The 17,084-nt window shown below is 70.0% G+C and carries 17 protein-coding genes; 16 read left to right on the forward strand and 1 reads right to left on the reverse strand.

From position 1 onward, the window contains the following. Positions 1-22 precede the first annotated feature (22 nt). The 3 genes from PT931_RS31360 (at position 23) to nusB (ending at position 1,887) form a co-directional block, all read left to right on the forward strand. Positions 23-817: a bestrophin-like domain gene (locus tag PT931_RS31360; protein WP_456249323.1), complete on the forward strand. Its 795-nt coding sequence runs from the start codon at positions 23-25 to the stop codon at positions 815-817. 70 nt (positions 818-887) lie between these two features. Continuing rightward, complete coding sequence (efp, locus tag PT931_RS31365) at positions 888-1,445, forward strand: elongation factor P (protein WP_363727812.1); 558 nt, start codon at positions 888-890, stop codon at positions 1,443-1,445. Further along, complete coding sequence (gene nusB / locus PT931_RS31370) at positions 1,438-1,887, forward strand: transcription antitermination factor NusB (RefSeq protein WP_456249324.1); 450 nt, start codon at positions 1,438-1,440, stop codon at positions 1,885-1,887. Before efp ends, nusB begins: the two co-directional genes overlap by 8 nt. Positions 1,888-2,229: 342 nt before the next feature. Here nusB and bldD read toward each other — a convergent pair whose 3' ends face one another. Continuing rightward, positions 2,230-2,733 (reverse strand): transcriptional regulator BldD, encoded by a 504-nt coding sequence (bldD, locus tag PT931_RS31375; protein WP_363732791.1) that lies wholly within the window; start codon positions 2,731-2,733, stop codon positions 2,230-2,232. 210 nt (positions 2,734-2,943) lie between these two features. Here bldD and pyrR point away from each other — a divergent pair, with 210 nt between their 5' ends. The 13 genes from pyrR to PT931_RS31440 all read left to right on the forward strand — a co-directional run bounded on the left by pyrR (position 2,944) and on the right by PT931_RS31440 (position 17,038). Next, the gene (gene pyrR, locus PT931_RS31380; RefSeq protein WP_372445296.1) at positions 2,944-3,492 is read left to right on the forward strand and encodes a bifunctional pyr operon transcriptional regulator/uracil phosphoribosyltransferase PyrR; all 549 of its coding nucleotides are present in this window, start codon (positions 2,944-2,946) and stop codon (positions 3,490-3,492) included. Beyond that, positions 3,492-4,409 (forward strand): aspartate carbamoyltransferase catalytic subunit, encoded by a 918-nt coding sequence (locus tag PT931_RS31385; protein WP_363732797.1) that lies wholly within the window; start codon positions 3,492-3,494, stop codon positions 4,407-4,409. The genes pyrR and PT931_RS31385 overlap by 1 nt, the downstream gene beginning before the upstream one ends. A gap of 50 nt (positions 4,410-4,459) precedes the next feature. Continuing rightward, a complete protein-coding gene (locus PT931_RS31390; protein WP_456249325.1) occupies positions 4,460-5,746 on the forward strand; it encodes a dihydroorotase in 1,287 nt (428 codons plus the stop codon). Then, positions 5,743-6,852 (forward strand): glutamine-hydrolyzing carbamoyl-phosphate synthase small subunit, encoded by a 1,110-nt coding sequence (gene carA, locus PT931_RS31395; protein ID WP_456249326.1) that lies wholly within the window; start codon positions 5,743-5,745, stop codon positions 6,850-6,852. Before PT931_RS31390 ends, carA begins: the two co-directional genes overlap by 4 nt. Further along, on the forward strand, positions 6,845-10,174 hold the full coding sequence (gene carB / locus PT931_RS31400) for a carbamoyl-phosphate synthase large subunit (protein ID WP_456249327.1): 3,330 nt from the start codon (positions 6,845-6,847) through the stop codon (positions 10,172-10,174). Before carA ends, carB begins: the two co-directional genes overlap by 8 nt. A 205-nt stretch (positions 10,175-10,379) precedes the next feature. Beyond that, a complete protein-coding gene (locus PT931_RS31405; RefSeq protein WP_456249328.1) occupies positions 10,380-11,402 on the forward strand; it encodes a quinone-dependent dihydroorotate dehydrogenase in 1,023 nt (340 codons plus the stop codon). Between the two features lie 52 nt (positions 11,403-11,454). Then, on the forward strand, positions 11,455-12,282 hold the full coding sequence (pyrF, locus tag PT931_RS31410; protein ID WP_456249329.1) for an orotidine-5'-phosphate decarboxylase: 828 nt from the start codon (positions 11,455-11,457) through the stop codon (positions 12,280-12,282). Positions 12,283-12,461: 179 nt separating this feature from the next. Next, positions 12,462-12,785: an integration host factor, actinobacterial type gene (mihF, locus tag PT931_RS31415; RefSeq protein WP_363732812.1), complete on the forward strand. Its 324-nt coding sequence runs from the start codon at positions 12,462-12,464 to the stop codon at positions 12,783-12,785. Positions 12,786-12,805: 20 nt separating this feature from the next. After that, positions 12,806-13,429: a guanylate kinase gene (gmk, locus tag PT931_RS31420; RefSeq protein WP_456249330.1), complete on the forward strand. Its 624-nt coding sequence runs from the start codon at positions 12,806-12,808 to the stop codon at positions 13,427-13,429. Between the two features lie 6 nt (positions 13,430-13,435). Then, positions 13,436-13,699, forward strand: coding sequence for a DNA-directed RNA polymerase subunit omega (gene rpoZ, locus PT931_RS31425; RefSeq protein ID WP_197008199.1), 264 nt, complete (start codon positions 13,436-13,438; stop codon positions 13,697-13,699). A 107-nt stretch (positions 13,700-13,806) separates the two neighbouring features. After that, the gene (gene coaBC, locus PT931_RS31430; RefSeq protein WP_456249331.1) at positions 13,807-14,991 is read left to right on the forward strand and encodes a bifunctional phosphopantothenoylcysteine decarboxylase/phosphopantothenate--cysteine ligase CoaBC; all 1,185 of its coding nucleotides are present in this window, start codon (positions 13,807-13,809) and stop codon (positions 14,989-14,991) included. A 93-nt stretch (positions 14,992-15,084) separates the two neighbouring features. Continuing rightward, positions 15,085-16,278 carry a methionine adenosyltransferase gene (gene metK / locus PT931_RS31435; RefSeq protein WP_456249332.1) on the forward strand — a complete coding sequence of 398 codons (1,194 nt, stop codon included), beginning with the start codon at positions 15,085-15,087 and terminating at the stop codon, positions 16,276-16,278. Positions 16,279-16,624: 346 nt separating this feature from the next. Next, positions 16,625-17,038 carry a VOC family protein gene (locus PT931_RS31440; RefSeq protein WP_456249333.1) on the forward strand — a complete coding sequence of 138 codons (414 nt, stop codon included), beginning with the start codon at positions 16,625-16,627 and terminating at the stop codon, positions 17,036-17,038. The last annotated feature ends 46 nt before the right edge of the window (positions 17,039-17,084 follow it).

The raw sequence follows: 17,084 nt of genomic DNA on the forward strand, positions 1-17,084 counted from the left end.
TTATTACGCCAAAATGCTCAGCGTGAACATCTACCTCGAAGGTTTGCTGTGGGTCGTCGGCGCGGGCGTCGTGGCCGGCGTGCTCGTCTACCTCCAGCACCGCTATCTCTCCTCCGAGCTCCGCGCCCAGCACAACGACGTCACCGGCGCGTTCTTCGAGATCATCGGCGTGTTGTACGCGGTGATGCTCGCCTTCATCGTCATCGCGGTCTGGGACACCATGAACGAGGCCGAGGACAACTCGTACAAGGAGGCCAACGCCCTCGTCGAGGTCTACTGGGTCGGCCACCACGCCCCCGAGCCCCAGCGCGCGAGGATCGAGGCGCTCAGCCGGCAGTACGCGAACGCGGTCGTGGACGACGAGTGGCCCCGGATGTCCGCCCGCGAGGCGGTGTCCCCGACCGGCTACCAGATCCTCGACGACCTGCGGGTCGAGGTCGAGGGCCTGAAGTCCGCGGACCAGGTCACCTCCCGCCGGTACCAGGAGACGGCCGACAAGCTCAAGGAGGTCGTCACCGCGCGGGGTACCCGGCTGGCGTCGGTCGAGGGCGGGGTCAACCCGGTGCTGTGGTTCGCGCTGATCGGCGGCGCCGTACTCTTCGTCGCGTTCGCCTACCTGTTCGGGGTGCCCGGCCGGCTCGCGCACGCGACAATGGTCGTGACGGTCACCATGATGGTGGTGATGCTCCTCTACGCGGTGTACCAGCTGGAGTTCCCGTTCAGCCGGGCCACCGCCGTCGGGCCGGACGGCATGCGGTTCGCCCTGGAGCGGTTCGCCCAGATTGGCGGTGGCGGGTCGCTCACGCCGAGCCGGTAGACTGTCCGACGGCCATCAGCGGCCACCGTACCGAAGTAGTCAACCCATACGAAAGAGGACGTAACGAGGCATGGCATCCACTAACGAGCTCAAGAACGGCCTCGTCCTCAACCTCGATGGCGAACTCTGGACCGTCATCGAGTTCCAGCACGTCAAGCCCGGCAAGGGCCCGGCATTCGTCCGGACCAAGCTGAAGCACGTGCTGTCCGGCAAGGTGGTCGACAAGACCTTCAACGCGGGCATCAAGGTCGACACCGCGACCGTCGACAAGCGCGACATGCAGTACCTGTACGCGGACGGCGAGGACTTCGTCTTCATGGACACGTCCAGCTACGAGCAGCTGCACATCTCGGGCAAGATCGTCGGCGACGACGCGGGCTTCCTGCTCGGCGAGATGGTCGTGACCGTGGCGACCCACGAGGGCGCGGTGCTGTTCATCGAGCTGCCGACCAGCGCGCTGTTCGAGGTCACCTACACCGAGCCGGGCATGCAGGGCGACCGCTCCACCAGCGGCACCAAGCCGGCGACGCTGGAGACCGGCGCCGAGGTGCAGGTCCCGCTCTTCATCAGCATCGGCGAGAAGGTCAAGATCGACACCCGTGACAAGCGGTACCTCGGTCGTGCCTGAGTCCTCCCACGACCCCGCGTACAACCCGGCGCGCCGCAAGGCGCGCCGGCGCGCGTTGGACGTGCTGTACGAGGCGGACATCCGGCAGATCGGCATGCTCGGCGTGCTGACCGCGCGGCAGAAGATCTCGCTGCGCGAGCCGGAGGCCCCGAAGTTCTCGGAGTACGCGGTGGCCCTGGTGGAGGGCGTCGCCCAGAAGCGCGAGGAGATCGACGAGCTGATCTCGACGTACGCCGAGGGCTGGACGCTGGACCGGATGCCGACCGTGGACCGCAACCTGCTGCGGATCGCGGTGTTCGAACTGATGTGGGGCGACGGCATCGACGCGCCGGTCGCGATCAGCGAGGCGGTCGAGTTGGCCAAGGAGCTGTCCACGGACGACTCCCCGCGCTTCATCAACGGCGTCCTGGGTCGGATATCCGACTATTCCGGCCGCTGGTAGTACAAGGGCGCGCACGCGACGTCCGGCACGGTCGGGGCGGGTTCGTTGGAAGAGAAGAGCGTTCGACTCTCTCCCACCGAACCCGCCCCGACCCGACTCACCCGGCCGCGCCGCCCACACCACCGCGGAAGCCCCGGCAACCCACGCGCCGACCGGTACGGTCCGGGGCGGGGTCGTCCGAGGAGAGTCAAAGGCTCTTCTCTCCTCGGACGAACCCGCCCCGGACTCACCTACCCGGACCATCCAGGGCCCCAACAAAAAACTGAACCGGGCACTGCGAGACGGGGGGATGTCTCGCGGTGCCCGGTTCAGGCGTTTTCAGGATACCTGGCCGGTATTGCGTTAGTTCTGGCCACCCTGGTTCTGCATCAGCGAACGCGGGTCGGCCACCAGCACGCCGAACTCGTTCAGCTGCTCGACCAGGCCCGACGGGGTCGTGTCGAACACGACGGCGAGGGTGCGCAGGTCGTCGGCGCGGATGGACAGCACCCGGCCGTTGTAGTCGCCACGCTGCTGCTGGATCCCCCGGGCGTACCGGGCGACCACCGTCAGCTCGTCGGCGGTGTGCTCGTACAACTTCTCAAGATCGAGAATGATCTTGTTGGCCTGCTCATGGCGGACACTGCTACCGTCCGGCAGCAGCTCGCCGACCGGAACCCGGTAGAACTCGGCGAGTTCTGCCAGGCGGGCGACAGTTACGGCACGGTCGCCGCGCTCGTAGGAACCGACAACCACGGCCTTCCACCGACCGCTCGACTTCTCCTCGACACCCTGCAGGGACAGCCCCTGCTGCTGCCGGATGGAGCGGAGCCGAGAGCCGAGGGCCTTCGCGTACTCAGAGGGCATGCGGACACTCCCAGTCACTTGCCCGGGGACGCTCCCCAGTTCATCGCTACGGAGCGTGACGGTACGGCTCTTTGTGGGCTCGGTCAAGTGGTTGTTACCCACCCGTTGAGTTCTGCCGGGCAGTTGTTAGGCTCGAGCGCGCCAGACAACCTTTAACGACCCGTCCCGTGAGGCGGGGAAGGCGGTTTGATTGATATGGATAAGATAACTATGCCCGAAATGTCAGACGTGAAGGAAATTCTTTCCGCGTCCGACATCACCCGGATCGTGGACCGGGTCGCGCACCAGATCCTGGAGAAGACCTCCGGGGCCGCCGACACCGTCCTGCTGGGCATCCCCACCCGGGGCACCCCGCTCGCCCGCCGGCTGGCCGAGCGCATCCACGCCTTCGAGGGGATCGCGGTGCCGCACGGCACCCTCGACATCACCCTCTACCGCGACGACCTGCGGCTGCACAGCGCCCGCCCCGTCGGCCCCACCGACCTGCCGCCCGGCGGCATCGACGGCCAACGGGTCATTCTCGTCGACGACGTGCTCTTCTCCGGCCGCACCGTCCGGGCCGCCCTCGACGCGCTCAGCGACCTCGGCCGCCCCCGGCAGGTGCAGCTCGCGGTCCTGGTCGACCGGGGCCACCGCCAGCTACCGATCCGCGCCGACTACGTCGGCAAGAACATCCCCACCTCCCTGTCGGAGAGTGTCCGGGTCTCCCTCGCCGAGATCGACGGCACCGACGCCGTCCTGCTCACCGGGAACATCTGATGATCAAGCACCTCCTGTCCGCGGCGGACCTCGACCTCGATGCCGCCACCCTGGTCCTCGACACGGCCACCGAGATGGCCGCGATGGCGTCCCGGGAGGTCAAGAAGCTCCCCACCCTGCGCGGCCGGACCGTGGTGAACCTGTTCTACGAGGATTCCACCCGCACCCGGGTCTCGTTCGAGACGGCGGCCAAGCGGCTGTCCGCCGATGTGATCAACTTCTCGGCCAAGGGTTCCTCGGTGGAGAAGGGCGAGAGCCTCAAGGACACCGCCCTGACCCTCCAGGCGATGGGAATCGACGGCGTCGTGGTCCGCCACCCCGCGTCCGGCGCGCCCACCACGCTGAGCCAGTGGGTCGACGGCTCGATCATCAACGCCGGCGACGGTACCCACGAGCACCCGACGCAGGCCCTGCTCGACGCGTACACGATGCGTTCGCGGCTCGGCACGCTCAAGGGGCTGCGGGTCACCATCGTCGGCGACGTGCTGCACAGCCGAGTCGCCCGGTCCAACATGCTGCTGCTCACCACCCTCGGCGCGGAGGTGACCATGGTCAGCCCGCCGACCCTGGTGCCCGTCGGGGCGAAGGAGTGGCCCGCGAAGCTGTCGTACGACCTCGACGCGGCGCTCCCCGACTCCGACGTGGTCATGATGCTGCGGGTGCAGCGCGAACGCATGACCGAGGCGTACTTCCCCTCGACCCGCGAGTACGCCCGCCGGTACGGCCTCGACGTCCGCCGGATGAAACTTCTTCCAGAGCATGCAATAATTATGCATCCCGGTCCGATGATCCGGGGCATGGAGATCGCCCCCGAGGTGGCCGACTCACCCCGCTCCACGATCGTCGAGCAGGTCGCCAACGGCGTCAGCGTCCGGATGGCCTGCCTCTACCTGCTGTTGGGCGGCAGGTCGCTGTGAGCGCGTCGAGTGAACCCGTCAGCCCCGCCGCAGTGCACGAAAGGCACCCAGTGACCACGTACCTGATCAAGAATGTCTCGGTGCTCGGCGCCGCGCCCACGGACCTGCTGCTGCGCGACGGCCTCGTGCACGACGGCGCCGGGCAGACCGCCGACGTCACCGTGGACGGCACCGGCCTCGTCGCCCTCCCGGGCCTCGTCGACCTGCACACCCACCTGCGCGAACCCGGCCGCGAGGACGCCGAGACCGTGGAGACCGGCTCCCGGGCCGCCGCCCTCGGCGGCTACACGGCCGTGTGCGCGATGGCCAACACCGACCCGGTGGCCGACACGGCCGGCGTCGTCGAGCAGGTCTGGCGGCTCGGCACCGCCGCCGGACTGGTCGACGTCCAGCCGATCGGGGCCGTCACCATCGGCCTGGCCGGCGAGCAGCTCGCCGAACTCGGCGCGATGGCCGATTCGCCGGCCAAGGTGCGGATGTTCTCCGATGATGGGTTCTGTGTCCACGATCCGCGCCTCATGCGACGGGCCCTCGAGTACGTGAAGGCCTTCGACGGGGTGATCGCCCAGCACGCCGAGGAGCACCGGCTCACCGTCGGCGCGCAGATGCACGAGGGCGTCGAGTCCGCCAAGCTCGGCCTGACCGGCTGGCCCGCCGTCGCCGAGGAGGCGATCATCGCCCGGGACGTGCTGCTCGCCGAGCACGTCGGCTCCCGGCTGCACGTGTGCCACGTCTCCACCGCCGGCAGCGTCGAGATCCTCCGGCACGCCAAGGCGCGCGGGGTCAACGTCACCGCCGAGGTCACCCCGCACCACCTGCTGCTCACCGACACCCGGGCGTGCACCTACGACCCGGTGAACAAGGTCAACCCGCCGCTGCGGACCCAGAGCGACATCGACGCGCTGCGCGCCGGCCTGGTCGAGGGCGTCATCGACGCGGTGGCCACCGACCACGCGCCGCACGCGACCGAGGACAAGGAATGCGAGTGGGCCCGGGCCCGGCCCGGGATGCTCGGGCTGGAGACGGCGCTGTCGATCACCCTCGAGGTGCTCGGCGACCGCGCCGAGGGCCCCGCGCTCTGGGACCTCGTCGCCGAGCGGATGAGCCGCACCCCCGCCCGGATCGCCGGCCTCACCGGCCACGGCCACGACCCGGTGCCCGGCGCGCCCGCCAACCTGACCCTGGTCGACCCGGCCGCGCGCTGGACGGTCGACCCGGCGGCGCTGGCGAGCCGGAGCAGGAACACCCCGTACACCGGAATGGAACTTCCCGGCAGGGTCGTCGCGACCTTCCTGCGCGGCGAGGCGACCGTGCTCGACGGAAAGGCTCAGAAGTGACTGACGCGATCCTGGTACTCGAGGACGGCCGCACCTTCCGCGGCCAGGCCTACGGCGCCGTGGGCGAGACCTTCGGCGAGGCGGTGTTCTCCACCGGCATGACCGGCTACCAGGAGACCCTGACCGACCCGTCCTACCACCGGCAGGTCGTCGCCATGACGGCCCCGCAGATCGGCAACACCGGCTGGAACGACGAGGACGACGAGTCCTCCCGGATCTGGGTCGCCGGCTACGTGGTCCGCGACCCGGCCCGGGTGCCCTCCAACTGGCGTTCGACCCGGTCCCTGGAGTCCGAGCTGGATCGGCAGGGCGTCGTCGGCATCGCCGGCGTCGACACCCGGGCGCTCACCCGGCACCTGCGCGAACGCGGCGCGATGCGGGTCGGCATCTCCAGCGTCTCGGGTGACGTGGACGCGCTGCTCGCGAAGGTCCGCGCGTCCGCCGAGATGACCGGCGCGAACCTCGTCGCCGACGTCACGACGAGCGCCCCCTACGTCATCCCGGCCGTCGGCGACAAGCGCTACACGGTGGCGGCGATCGACCTGGGCATCAAGAGCAACACCCCGCGCCGGATGGCCGAGCGCGGCATCGAGACCCACGTGCTGCCGGCCACGGCGACCATCGCCGACGTCCTGGCGACGGGTGCGGACGCGGTCTTCCTGTCCAACGGCCCGGGCGACCCGGCCACGGCCGACCTGACCCTGGTCCGCGAGGTGCTGACCCGCAAGCTGCCGCTGTTCGGCATCTGCTTCGGCAACCAGATCCTCGGCCGGGCGCTGGGCTTCGGCACCTTCAAGCTCAAGTACGGCCACCGGGGCATCAACCAGCCCGTCATGGACCGCACCACGGGCAAGGTCGAGGTGACCGCGCACAACCACGGCTTCGCGGTCGACGCGCCGCTGGACGAGGTGGTCGACACCGAGTTCGGCCGGGTCGAGGTCAGCCATGTCTGCCTCAACGACGACGTGGTCGAGGGGCTCCGGTGCCTCGACGTGCCGGCGTTCTCCGTCCAGTACCACCCCGAGGCCGCGGCGGGCCCGCACGACGCCGACTACCTGTTCGACCGTCTCGTCGAGCTGATCGAAGGGACGAGGAACAATGCCTAAGCGCGAGGACATCAAGCACGTCATGGTGATCGGCTCCGGGCCGATCGTGATCGGCCAGGCCTGCGAGTTCGACTACTCGGGCACCCAGGCCTGCCGGGTACTGCGCGCCGAGGGCATCCGGGTCTCCCTGGTCAACTCGAACCCGGCCACGATCATGACGGACCCCGAGTTCGCCGACGCCACCTACATCGAGCCGATCACGCCCGAGTTCGTGGAGCAGATCATCGCCCAGGAGCGCCCCGACGCGCTGCTGGCCACCCTGGGCGGGCAGACGGCCCTGAACACGGCCGTGGCGCTGCACGAGGCGGGCGTGCTGGAGAAGTACGGCGTCGAGCTGATCGGCGCGAACATGGAGGCCATCCACCGGGGCGAGGACCGGCAGATCTTCAAGGGCATCGTCGCCAAGGCGGGCGCGGCCCTGGGCTGGGGCGACGAGCCCCTCGTACCCCGCTCCCGGGTCTGCAAGACCATGGAGGAGGTCCGGTCGACGGTGGAGGAGCTCGGGCTCCCCGTCGTCGTCCGGCCGTCGTTCACCATGGGCGGCCTCGGTTCGGGCATGCCGCACACGCACGAGGACCTGGAGCGGATCGCGGGCGCGGGTCTCGCCGCCTCCCCGGTGCACGAGGTGCTGATCGAGGAGAGCGCGCTCGGCTGGAAGGAGTACGAGCTCGAGCTGATGCGCGACCGCAACGACAACGTGGTGGTCGTCTGCTCGATCGAGAACATCGACCCGATGGGCGTGCACACCGGCGACTCGGTGACCGTCGCGCCGGCCATGACGCTCACGGACCGCGAGTACCAGCGGATGCGCGACCTGGCCATCGCCGTGATCCGCGAGGTCGGCGTCGACACCGGCGGCTGCAACATCCAGTTCGCGGTGCACCCGGAGACCGGGCGCCTGATCGTCATCGAGATGAACCCGCGGGTGTCGCGGTCGTCCGCGCTGGCGTCGAAGGCGACCGGCTTCCCGATCGCGAAGATCGCCGCGAAGCTGGCCATCGGCTACACCCTCGACGAGATCGCCAACGACATCACCAAGGAGACCCCGGCGGCCTTCGAGCCGACCCTGGACTACGTGGTCGTCAAGATCCCGCGGTTCGCGTTCGAGAAGTTCCCCGGGGCCGACGCCGAGCTGACCACCACGATGAAGTCCGTCGGCGAGGCGATGAGCATCGGCCGCAACTTCACCGAGGCGCTCGGCAAGGCGATGCGCTCCATGGAGGAGAAGCGGGCCGGGTTCTGGACCGGGCCGCCGGTCGAGGGCAACCTGCTCGACAAGCTCCGCATCCCGCACGACGGCCGGCTCTACACCGTCGAGGCCGCCCTGCGCGCCGGGCACAGCGTGGAGGAGGTGCGCGACGCGTCCGGCGGGATCGACCCGTGGTTCATCGACCAGATCCTGTACCTGGTGGAGCTGCGCGCCGAGATCCAGGCCGCGCCCGTGCTCGACGAGCAGCTGCTGCGCGCCGCCAAGCGGGCCGGCCTGTCCGACCGCCAGCTCGCCGAGCTGCGCCCCGAGTTCGCCGGCGAGGACGGGGTCCGCCTCCTGCGGCACCGCCTGGGCCTGCGTCCCGTGTACAAGACCGTGGACACCTGCGCGGCCGAGTTCGCGGCGGCCACGCCGTACCACTACTCGACGTACGACGAGGAGAACGAGGTCGCGCCCAGCGACCGGCCCAAGGTGGTCATCCTGGGCTCGGGCCCGAACCGGATCGGCCAGGGCATCGAGTTCGACTACTCGTGCGTGCACGCCGTGATGGCCCTGCGCGAGGCCGGCTACGAGACCGTCATGGTCAACTGCAACCCGGAGACGGTGTCCACGGACTACGACACCGCCGACCGGCTGTACTTCGAGCCGCTCACCTTCGAGGACGTCCTGGAGGTGATCCACGCGGAGAACGCCTCCGGCGCGGCCGGCGGCGGCCCCGGGGTCGTCGGCGTGGTCGTGCAGCTCGGCGGTCAGACCCCGCTCGGCCTGGCCCAGCGGCTGGAGGACGCGGGCGTGCCCATCGTCGGCACCTCCCCGGCCTCGATCCACCTGGCGGAGGAGCGCGGCGCGTTCGGCGCCCTGCTGGCCCGCGCCGGCCTGCCGGCGCCGAAGTACGGCATGGCCACCTCGTACGCCGAGGCCAAGGCCATCGCGGACGAGATCGGCTACCCGGTCCTCGTCCGGCCGTCCTACGTGCTCGGCGGCCGCGGCATGGAGATCGTCTACGAGGACTCCGTGCTGGAGGCCTACATCTCCCGGGCCACCGACATCTCGCCCGAGCACCCGGTCCTGGTCGACCGGTTCCTCGACGACGCGATCGAGGTCGACGTCGACGCGCTCTGCGACGCGGACGGCGAGGTGTTCCTCGGCGGCATCATGGAGCACATCGAGGAGGCCGGCATCCACTCCGGCGACTCGGCCTGCGCCCTGCCGCCGATCACCCTCGGGGACGCCAACATCGCCGAGATCCGCCGGCACACCGAGGCCCTGGCCCGCGACATCGGGGTGCGCGGCCTGCTCAACGTGCAGTACGCGCTCAAGGACGACATCCTCTACGTCCTGGAGGCCAACCCGCGCGCGTCGCGGACCGTGCCGTTCGTGTCCAAGGCGACGGCCGTGCCGCTGGCCAAGGCCGCCGCGCGGATCGCCCTGGGCGCCACGATCGCGGAGCTGCGCGCCGAGGGCATGCTGCCGGCGACCGGGGACGGCGGCAAGCTGCCCCCGCACGCGCCGATCTCGGTGAAGGAGGCGGTGCTGCCGTTCAAGCGGTTCCGCACCCCCTCCGGTCGCGGCGTCGACAACCTGCTCGGCCCCGAGATGAAGTCCACGGGCGAGGTGATGGGCATCGACGTGGCCTTCGGGCACGCGTTCGCCAAGTCCCAGGCCGCCGCCTACGGCTCCCTGCCCACCAGCGGCACGGTGTTCATCTCGGTCGCCAACCGGGACAAGCGCGCCATGGTCTTCCCGGCCAAGCGGCTCGCGGACCTGGGCTTCGACCTGGTGGCCACGGCCGGCACGGCCGAGATGCTCCGCCGGCACGGCATCGAGTGCCAGGTGATCCCGAAGCACCTCGACGCGGTCGAGGGCGTCATGCACGCGGTCGAGTTCGTCGAGGCGGGCAACGCCGACCTGGTCATCAACATCCCGGCGGGCTCCGGGGCCCGGGTCGACGGCTACGAGATCCGCTCGGCCGCCGTCGCCACCGACACCCCGTGCATCACGACGGTGCAGGCCGCCGCGGCGGCGGTGATGGGCATCGAGGCCCTGATCCACGGCGAACTGCGGGTCCGCCCGCTCCAGGCCCTGCACGCGGCGCTGAAGGCCAAGGCGTGACGACGGGTACGAGGGTCGGCGGGTTCCCCGCCGGCCCCGGGCCCCACGCTGCCCGGACGACGGCACCCCGTACGGGGCCCGCCCGGGCCCTGGCCAGCGGAAACACGGCTCCGGTCGGCCTCCGGTCCACCCATGCCGCCGCCCCCGTCGCGTGGCGGTCGGCCCCGGCCGCCCCCGGCGTTCCGGCCGGCGGGGGAGTGTCCCGGTGATCTACGAGAAGACCGTGCGCCCCGTCCTGTTCCGCCTCCAGGGCGGCGACGCCGAGCGGGTGCACGAGTGGACCATGCGCCGGCTCGCGGCACTGGCGGGGCGACCGGCGATGGTGCGTACCCTCCGAAAGCTCTTTTCGGTCCAGGCTCCTAGGACGCTCTTCGGGGTGAGATTCCCGTCACCCGTGGGCCTGGCCGCCGGCATGGACAAGGACGGCCACGCGCTGCCGGCCTGGCCCGCGCTCGGCTTCGGCTTCGTCGAGGTCGGCACGGTCACCCGGCACGCCCAGCCCGGCAACGACCGGCCGCGGCTGTTCCGCCTGCGGGAATCCGAGGCGATCGTCAACCGGATGGGCTTCAACAACGCCGGCGCCGAGGCGCTCGCAGGCCGTCTGGCCAGGCTCGGGCCGCTCAGCGTCCCGCTGGGCATCAGTCTGGGCAAGTCCAAGGTGACACCCCTGGAAGCCGCCGCGGAGGACTACGCGGCCTCCTACGGGGCTCTAAAGGGCTACGGGGACTACTTCGCGGTCAACGTGAGCTCGCCCAACACCCCTGGCCTGCGCGCACTCCAGGACAAAGCCGCCCTGGGCGACATCCTCAAGGCCCTGCGCGGGGACAAGCCGATCCTGGTGAAGATCGCCCCGGACCTCACCGACCACGCGATCGGCGAGCTGCTCGAGGTGTGCGCCGAACACGGCGTCGCGGGCCTGATCGCGACCAACACCACGCTGGGCCGCGGCGGCCTCGCCCCGTCCGACCAGGCACTCGGCGCCGAGGCCGGCGGGCTGTCCGGCCGACCGCTGACCGAGCGGGCCCGCGAGGTGGTCGCCCTCGTCGCGAAGGAGACCGGCGGCACGCTGCCGATCATCGGCGTCGGCGGCCTCGGCAGCCCGGACGACGCGCTGCGGATGCTCGACGCGGGCGCGAGCCTGCTACAGCTATACACCGGCTTCATCTACCACGGCCCGCCCCTGGTCCGCGCGATCAACAGGGCAGTGGCCACCCGCCCGACCTCCTGACCGGCGCGGGCCGCGGGGCCCGCCCGGCACCGACCACGTCTAGGAGACACGCATGGAGTCCTTCGGTACCCGGCTGCACGCCGCCCTCGACGAGCGCGGCCCGCTGTGCGTCGGCATCGACCCGCACAGCCAGCTCCTGGCCCACTGGGGCCTCGACGACGACCTGGTGGGCCTCGAGAAGTTCAGCAGGACGGTCGTGGAGGCCCTCGCGGGCCGGGTCGCGGCCCTCAAGCCCCAGTCGGCGTTCTTCGAGCGGCACGGCGCGCGGGGGATCGCGGTCCTGGAGAGCGTCGTCCGGGACGCGCGCGCGGCCGGGGCACTGGTGATCCTCGATGTCAAGCGGGGCGACATCGGTTCGACCATGGCCGCGTACGCGAAGGCGTACCTGGAACCCGGTAGTCCGCTGGCCGTGGACGCCGTGACGGTAAGCCCTTACCTGGGGTTCGGCTCGTTGAGTCCGATAATTGACACTGCGGCCGCCCATGGTGGGGGCGTGTTCGTGCTGGCCCTGACCTCGAACCCGGAGGGTCCGCAGGTCCAGCACGCGATCACCACCGAGGGGGTCACCGTGGCCCAGACGATGGTGGACGCAGTGGCCGAGCTCAATGCCGGTGCGGTACCGCTCGGTTCGTTCGGAGTCGTCGTCGGCGCGACAATCGGGGAGACTGCACACGATATTTCCGGACTTAACGGTCCAATTCTCGTCCCGGGGCTCGGTACCCAGGGTGGCCGTCCCGAGGATCTTCGGCGCATTTTCGGCGCGGCAACGGCGGGCGTCGTGCCCTCGTACTCCCGCGAGGTGTTGAGCCATGGACCCAGCGTGACGGGCCTGCGCGACGCCGCCGACCGGGCCCTCGAGGCCTGCCGCGCCGCCCTGTGACCGAAGAGAAACGACCAAAAATTTACGCCCGATAAGTACGGTTTGCCCCGAAATTCCTCCAGAATATCTCTCCGTACTTAACTGATCACGCATGGCTACGTTGCCGGAATGGGCCTTTGGCCACTAGGTTTCCAGCGCTGGAACCACCTTTCGCCTGTTCCTCGACCAAAGGAGACCTGGTGTCGCTCCCCACGCTCACCCCCGAGCAGCGCGCCGCCGCGCTGGAGAAGGCCGCCGTAGTCCGTAAGGCACGCGCTGAGCTGAAGGACAAGCTCAAGCGCGGCGAGAAGACCCTCGGTGAGGTCATCGAGCTCGCTGACGCCGACGACGTCGTCGGCAAGCTCAAGGTGTCGGCGGTGCTCGAAGCACTGCCCGGCATCGGCAAGATCCGCGCCACCGCCATCATGGAGCGCCTGAAGATCGCCGACTCCCGCCGCCTGCGGGGCCTCGGCGAGCAGCAGCGCAAAGCACTTCTGGGGGAGTTCCCCGCAGCCGGCAAGTGAGCGGTTGCTAGAAACACCTAGTGAGCTTTGACGAAGACGCACGTCCGGCCGGGTGGAGTGACGCTCGACTGCTGGTCCTTTCCGGCCCCTCCGGGGTCGGCAAGGACAGCGTGATCGAGTGGGTCCGGAGCCACCCGCATGAGTTCTGGCTGTCGGTTTCGGTGACCACCCGGCCGCGGCGCGCGTACGAGGTCGACGGAGATCACTATTTCTTCGTCGACAACGCCGAGTTCGACCGGCTGCTCGAAACGGGGCAGCTGCTCGAGTGGGCGGAGTTCGCCGGCAACCGGTACGGGACCCCGCGCAAGCAGGTGCTCGCCCGGTTGGCCGAGGGCGTACCCGTCCTCCTCAAGATCGATCTCCAGGGCGCCCGGCAGGTCAAGTTGACGATGCCGGAGGCGCTGCTGGTGTTCCTCGCCCCACCGAGCTGGGACGAGCTGGAGCGCCGCCTGCGGGGCCGGGGCACCGACGACGCGGCGACGATCGCGCACCGCCTGGAGCACGCCCGCGAGGAACTGGCCTCCGAGGCCGAGTTCGACGTGACGGTCGTCAACGACTCCGTCGAGAAGGCCGCGGCCGAGTTGATACAATTGCTCGATTCCTCATCCAAGACTCCCGTGAGTCACCGTCGATCCAGAGGTTGATCCGCTTTGTCTGGAACCGTTGCGAACCCCGTAGGCATCACCAACCCGCCGATCGACGAGCTGCTCGACAAGACCCAGTCGAAGTACGCCCTGGTGATCTTCGGCGCCAAGCGCGCCCGCCAGATCAACGCGTACTACAGCCAGCTGGGCGAGGGCCTGCTGGAGTACGTGGGCCCGCTGGTCGAGACCACCCCGCAGGAGAAGTCGCTGTCGATCGCCCTCCGGGAGATCAACGCCGGCCTGCTGACCGCCGAGCCGACCGAGGGCTGAGACCCCCGCGATCGCGGGATGCCGCCTCGCGGCGGCGCCTGCGATGCTCAACCCCGTGATCCAATAGGGTCACGGGGTTCGTCATTTTCTTTCCAGGAGGTGCACGGGTGCGGATCGTCCTCGGTGTCGCCGGCGGTATCGCCGCCTACAAGGCGTGCGAGCTGCTGCGCCTGCTGACCGAGGCGGGCCACTCCGTCCGGGTCGTGCCCACCGCCGCCGCCCTGGAGTTCGTCGGCGCGCCCACCTGGGCGGCGCTGTCGCACCAGCCCGTCAGTGCCGACCCGTTCCACGACGTGCACGAGGTGCCGCACGTCCGGATCGGCCGCGAGGCCGACCTGCTGATCGTGGCCCCGGCGACGGCGGACCTCCTGGCGAAGGCCGCGCACGGCCTCGCCGACGACCTGCTCACCAACACCCTGCTCACCGTCGGCTGTCCGGTGATGTTCGCCCCGGCGATGCACACCGAGATGTGGGAGCACCCGGCCACCGTCGCCAACGTGGCCACCCTGCGGGCCCGGGGCGCGGTCGTCGTCGAGCCCGCCGTCGGCCGGCTGACCGGCTCCGACACCGGCAAGGGCCGGCTGCCCGACCTGACCGAGCTGTTCGCGGTGGCCCTGCGGCTGCTGCGGGGCCGGGTCGCCACGGACCTGGCGGGTCGGCACGTCCTCGTCACGGCCGGCGGCACCCGCGAGCACCTCGACCCGGTCCGCTACCTGGGCAACATCTCCAGCGGCAAGCAGGGTTACGCGTTCGCGCGCACGGCCGTGGCCCGGGGGGCGCGGGTCACCCTGATCAGCGCCAACGTCTCCCTGCCCGACCCTGCCGGGGTGGACGTGGTCCGGGTCGGCTCCACCGCCGAACTCCGCACCGCGGTGCTGGAACACGCGGAGGACGCCGATGTCGTCGTCATGGCGGCCGCGCCCGCCGACTTCAGACCGACGAAATACGCGGAACAGAAAATCAAGAAGACCGTCGACGGGATAGCGCCCGTCATCGAACTGACGAATAATCCCGACATCGCCGCGGAGTTGGGTGCCGACCGCCGGCCCGGTCGCCTACTCGTCGCTTTCGCGGCGGAGACACAGGACTTCGTGCGCAACGCGCGCGGCAAGTTGACCCGCAAGAACGCCGACCTCATCGTCGTGAACGAGGTCGGAAACGGAAAGGCCTTCGGCACCGACGACAACGCGGTCACGGTGCTCACACGGGACGGAAAAGAGACGACCATGTCGGCGGCGCCGAAAGAGGACATCGCCGACGCGGTGTGGGATATTGTCCTACCGCTGTGGTAGGGATTACAGATTCAGGTCTGACGAGGCTGCTAGGCCACGGTCAGCGCACGGAGCTAGACTTCCCCAAACCCAACAAACCCCGCTAGGAGAGCTGTGGCACGCCGTCTGTTCACGTCCGAGTCTGTGACCGAAGGTCACCCGGACAAGATCGCTGACCAGATCAGCGATGGCATCCTCGACGCGCTGCTCGCCCAGGACCCGAAGAGCCGGGTCGCGGTCGAGACGCTGATCACCACCGGACAGGTGCACGTGGCCGGCGAGGTCACCACCTCGGCGTACGCGGACATCCCGTCCATCGTGCGTGAGACCATCCTGCGGATCGGCTACGACTCGTCGAAGAAGGGCTTCGACGGGGCCTCCTGCGGGGTCAACATCGCGATCGGCGCGCAGTCGCCGGACATCGCGCAGGGTGTCGACACCGCCATCGAGAACCGGTCCGGCGAGTCCGGCGACGCGCTCGACCTCCAGGGCGCCGGCGACCAGGGCATGATGTTCGGCTTCGCCTGCTCGGAGACCCCCGAGCTGATGCCGCTGCCGATCGCCCTCGCGCACCGGCTCGCCCGCCGCCTCGCCGCGGTCCGCAAGGACGGCACCGTGCCGTACCTGCGCCCGGACGGCAAGACCCAGGTCACCGTCGAGTACGAGGGCCTGCGCCCCGTCCGGCTGAACACCGTGGTCGTCTCCTCGCAGCACGCCCCGGACATCTCGCTCGAGTCGCTGCTCACCCCGGACATCCGCGAGCACGTCATCGCGCCGGAGATCGAGGCCCTGGGCCTGGAGACCGACGGGTACCGCCTCCTGGTCAACCCGACCGGCCGCTTCGAGATCGGTGGCCCGATGGGCGACGCCGGCCTCACCGGCCGCAAGATCATCGTGGACACCTACGGCGGCTACGCCCGGCACGGTGGCGGCGCCTTCTCCGGCAAGGACCCGTCCAAGGTCGACCGCTCCGCCGCCTACGCCACCCGCTGGGTCGCCAAGAACGTCGTCGCCGCCGGCCTGGCCGAGCGCTGCGAGGTCCAGGTCGCCTACGCGATCGGCAAGGCCCACCCGGTCAGCCTCTTCGTCGAGACCTTCGGCACCGAGGTCGTCCCGGTCGAGCGGATCGAGAAGGCCGTCCAGGAGGTCTTCGACCTGCGTCCGGCCGCGATCATCCGCGACCTGGACCTGCTCCGCCCGATCTACCAGCAGACCGCCGCCTACGGCCACTTCGGCCGCGAGCTGCCGGACCTGACCTGGGAGCGCACCGACCGGGTCGCCGAGCTCAAGTCCGCCGCCGGCGCCTAGGCCGTTTGGACCCGCTGAGAACGACGCTGGACTGCACGAAGGAAGCACCCGCAGGGCTCTGCCCTGGCGGGTGCTTCTTTCGTTTGCCAGCGCCGTCCTCGGCGGGCCACTTCGTGTTAGATCAAGAACCGAGAGCTTTGATGGTTACGGTGGGGCGTGGCCTGGGGCGGAGGCACTGGGGTGCCTGGTGGGTCGGGTGGTCGGCGGCGTTCGTGGGGCGCGGGCGGCCGCGCCCGTTCGGGTGTGCGGCCGAGGGTGGCTCGTCCGCGATGGATCTTGCAGGGCACGCGTCGGTACCGTTAGTGTCAAGATCAAATACGACTCGCGCGTAGCCAAGGAGCAGTCCATGAAAGCGCACGTCAGCTCAATTCTCCTCGGCGTCCGGGACATGGACCGGGCCAAGCAGTTCTACACCGAGGGGCTCGGCTGGAAGATCGAGAAGGACTACGGCATCTCGGTGTTCTTCGCCTCCGACGGCGCCTCGCCGGTCGGCTTCTACAGCCGCGAGGGCCTGGCCGGCCAGGTCGGCACGAGCCCCGAGGGCAGCGGCTTCAGCGGGCTGGTCCTGACGTACGTCGTGCGCACCGAGGCGCGGGTCGACGAGATCATGGCGGAGGCCCAGCAGGCCGGCGCCACGATCCTCCAGCCCGCCGGCGCCCTGCCGTGGGGCGGCTACGGCGGCTCCTTCGCCGACCCGGACGGCTACATCTGGAGCCTCGGCTACAGCGACCAGGGCACGGACCAGCCCTACGCGGAATAGCGCGGCGCCGGGGCCGGGACGACGCGGCACGTGCCGCGTCGTCCCG

Source organism: Longispora urticae (assembly GCF_053902585.1).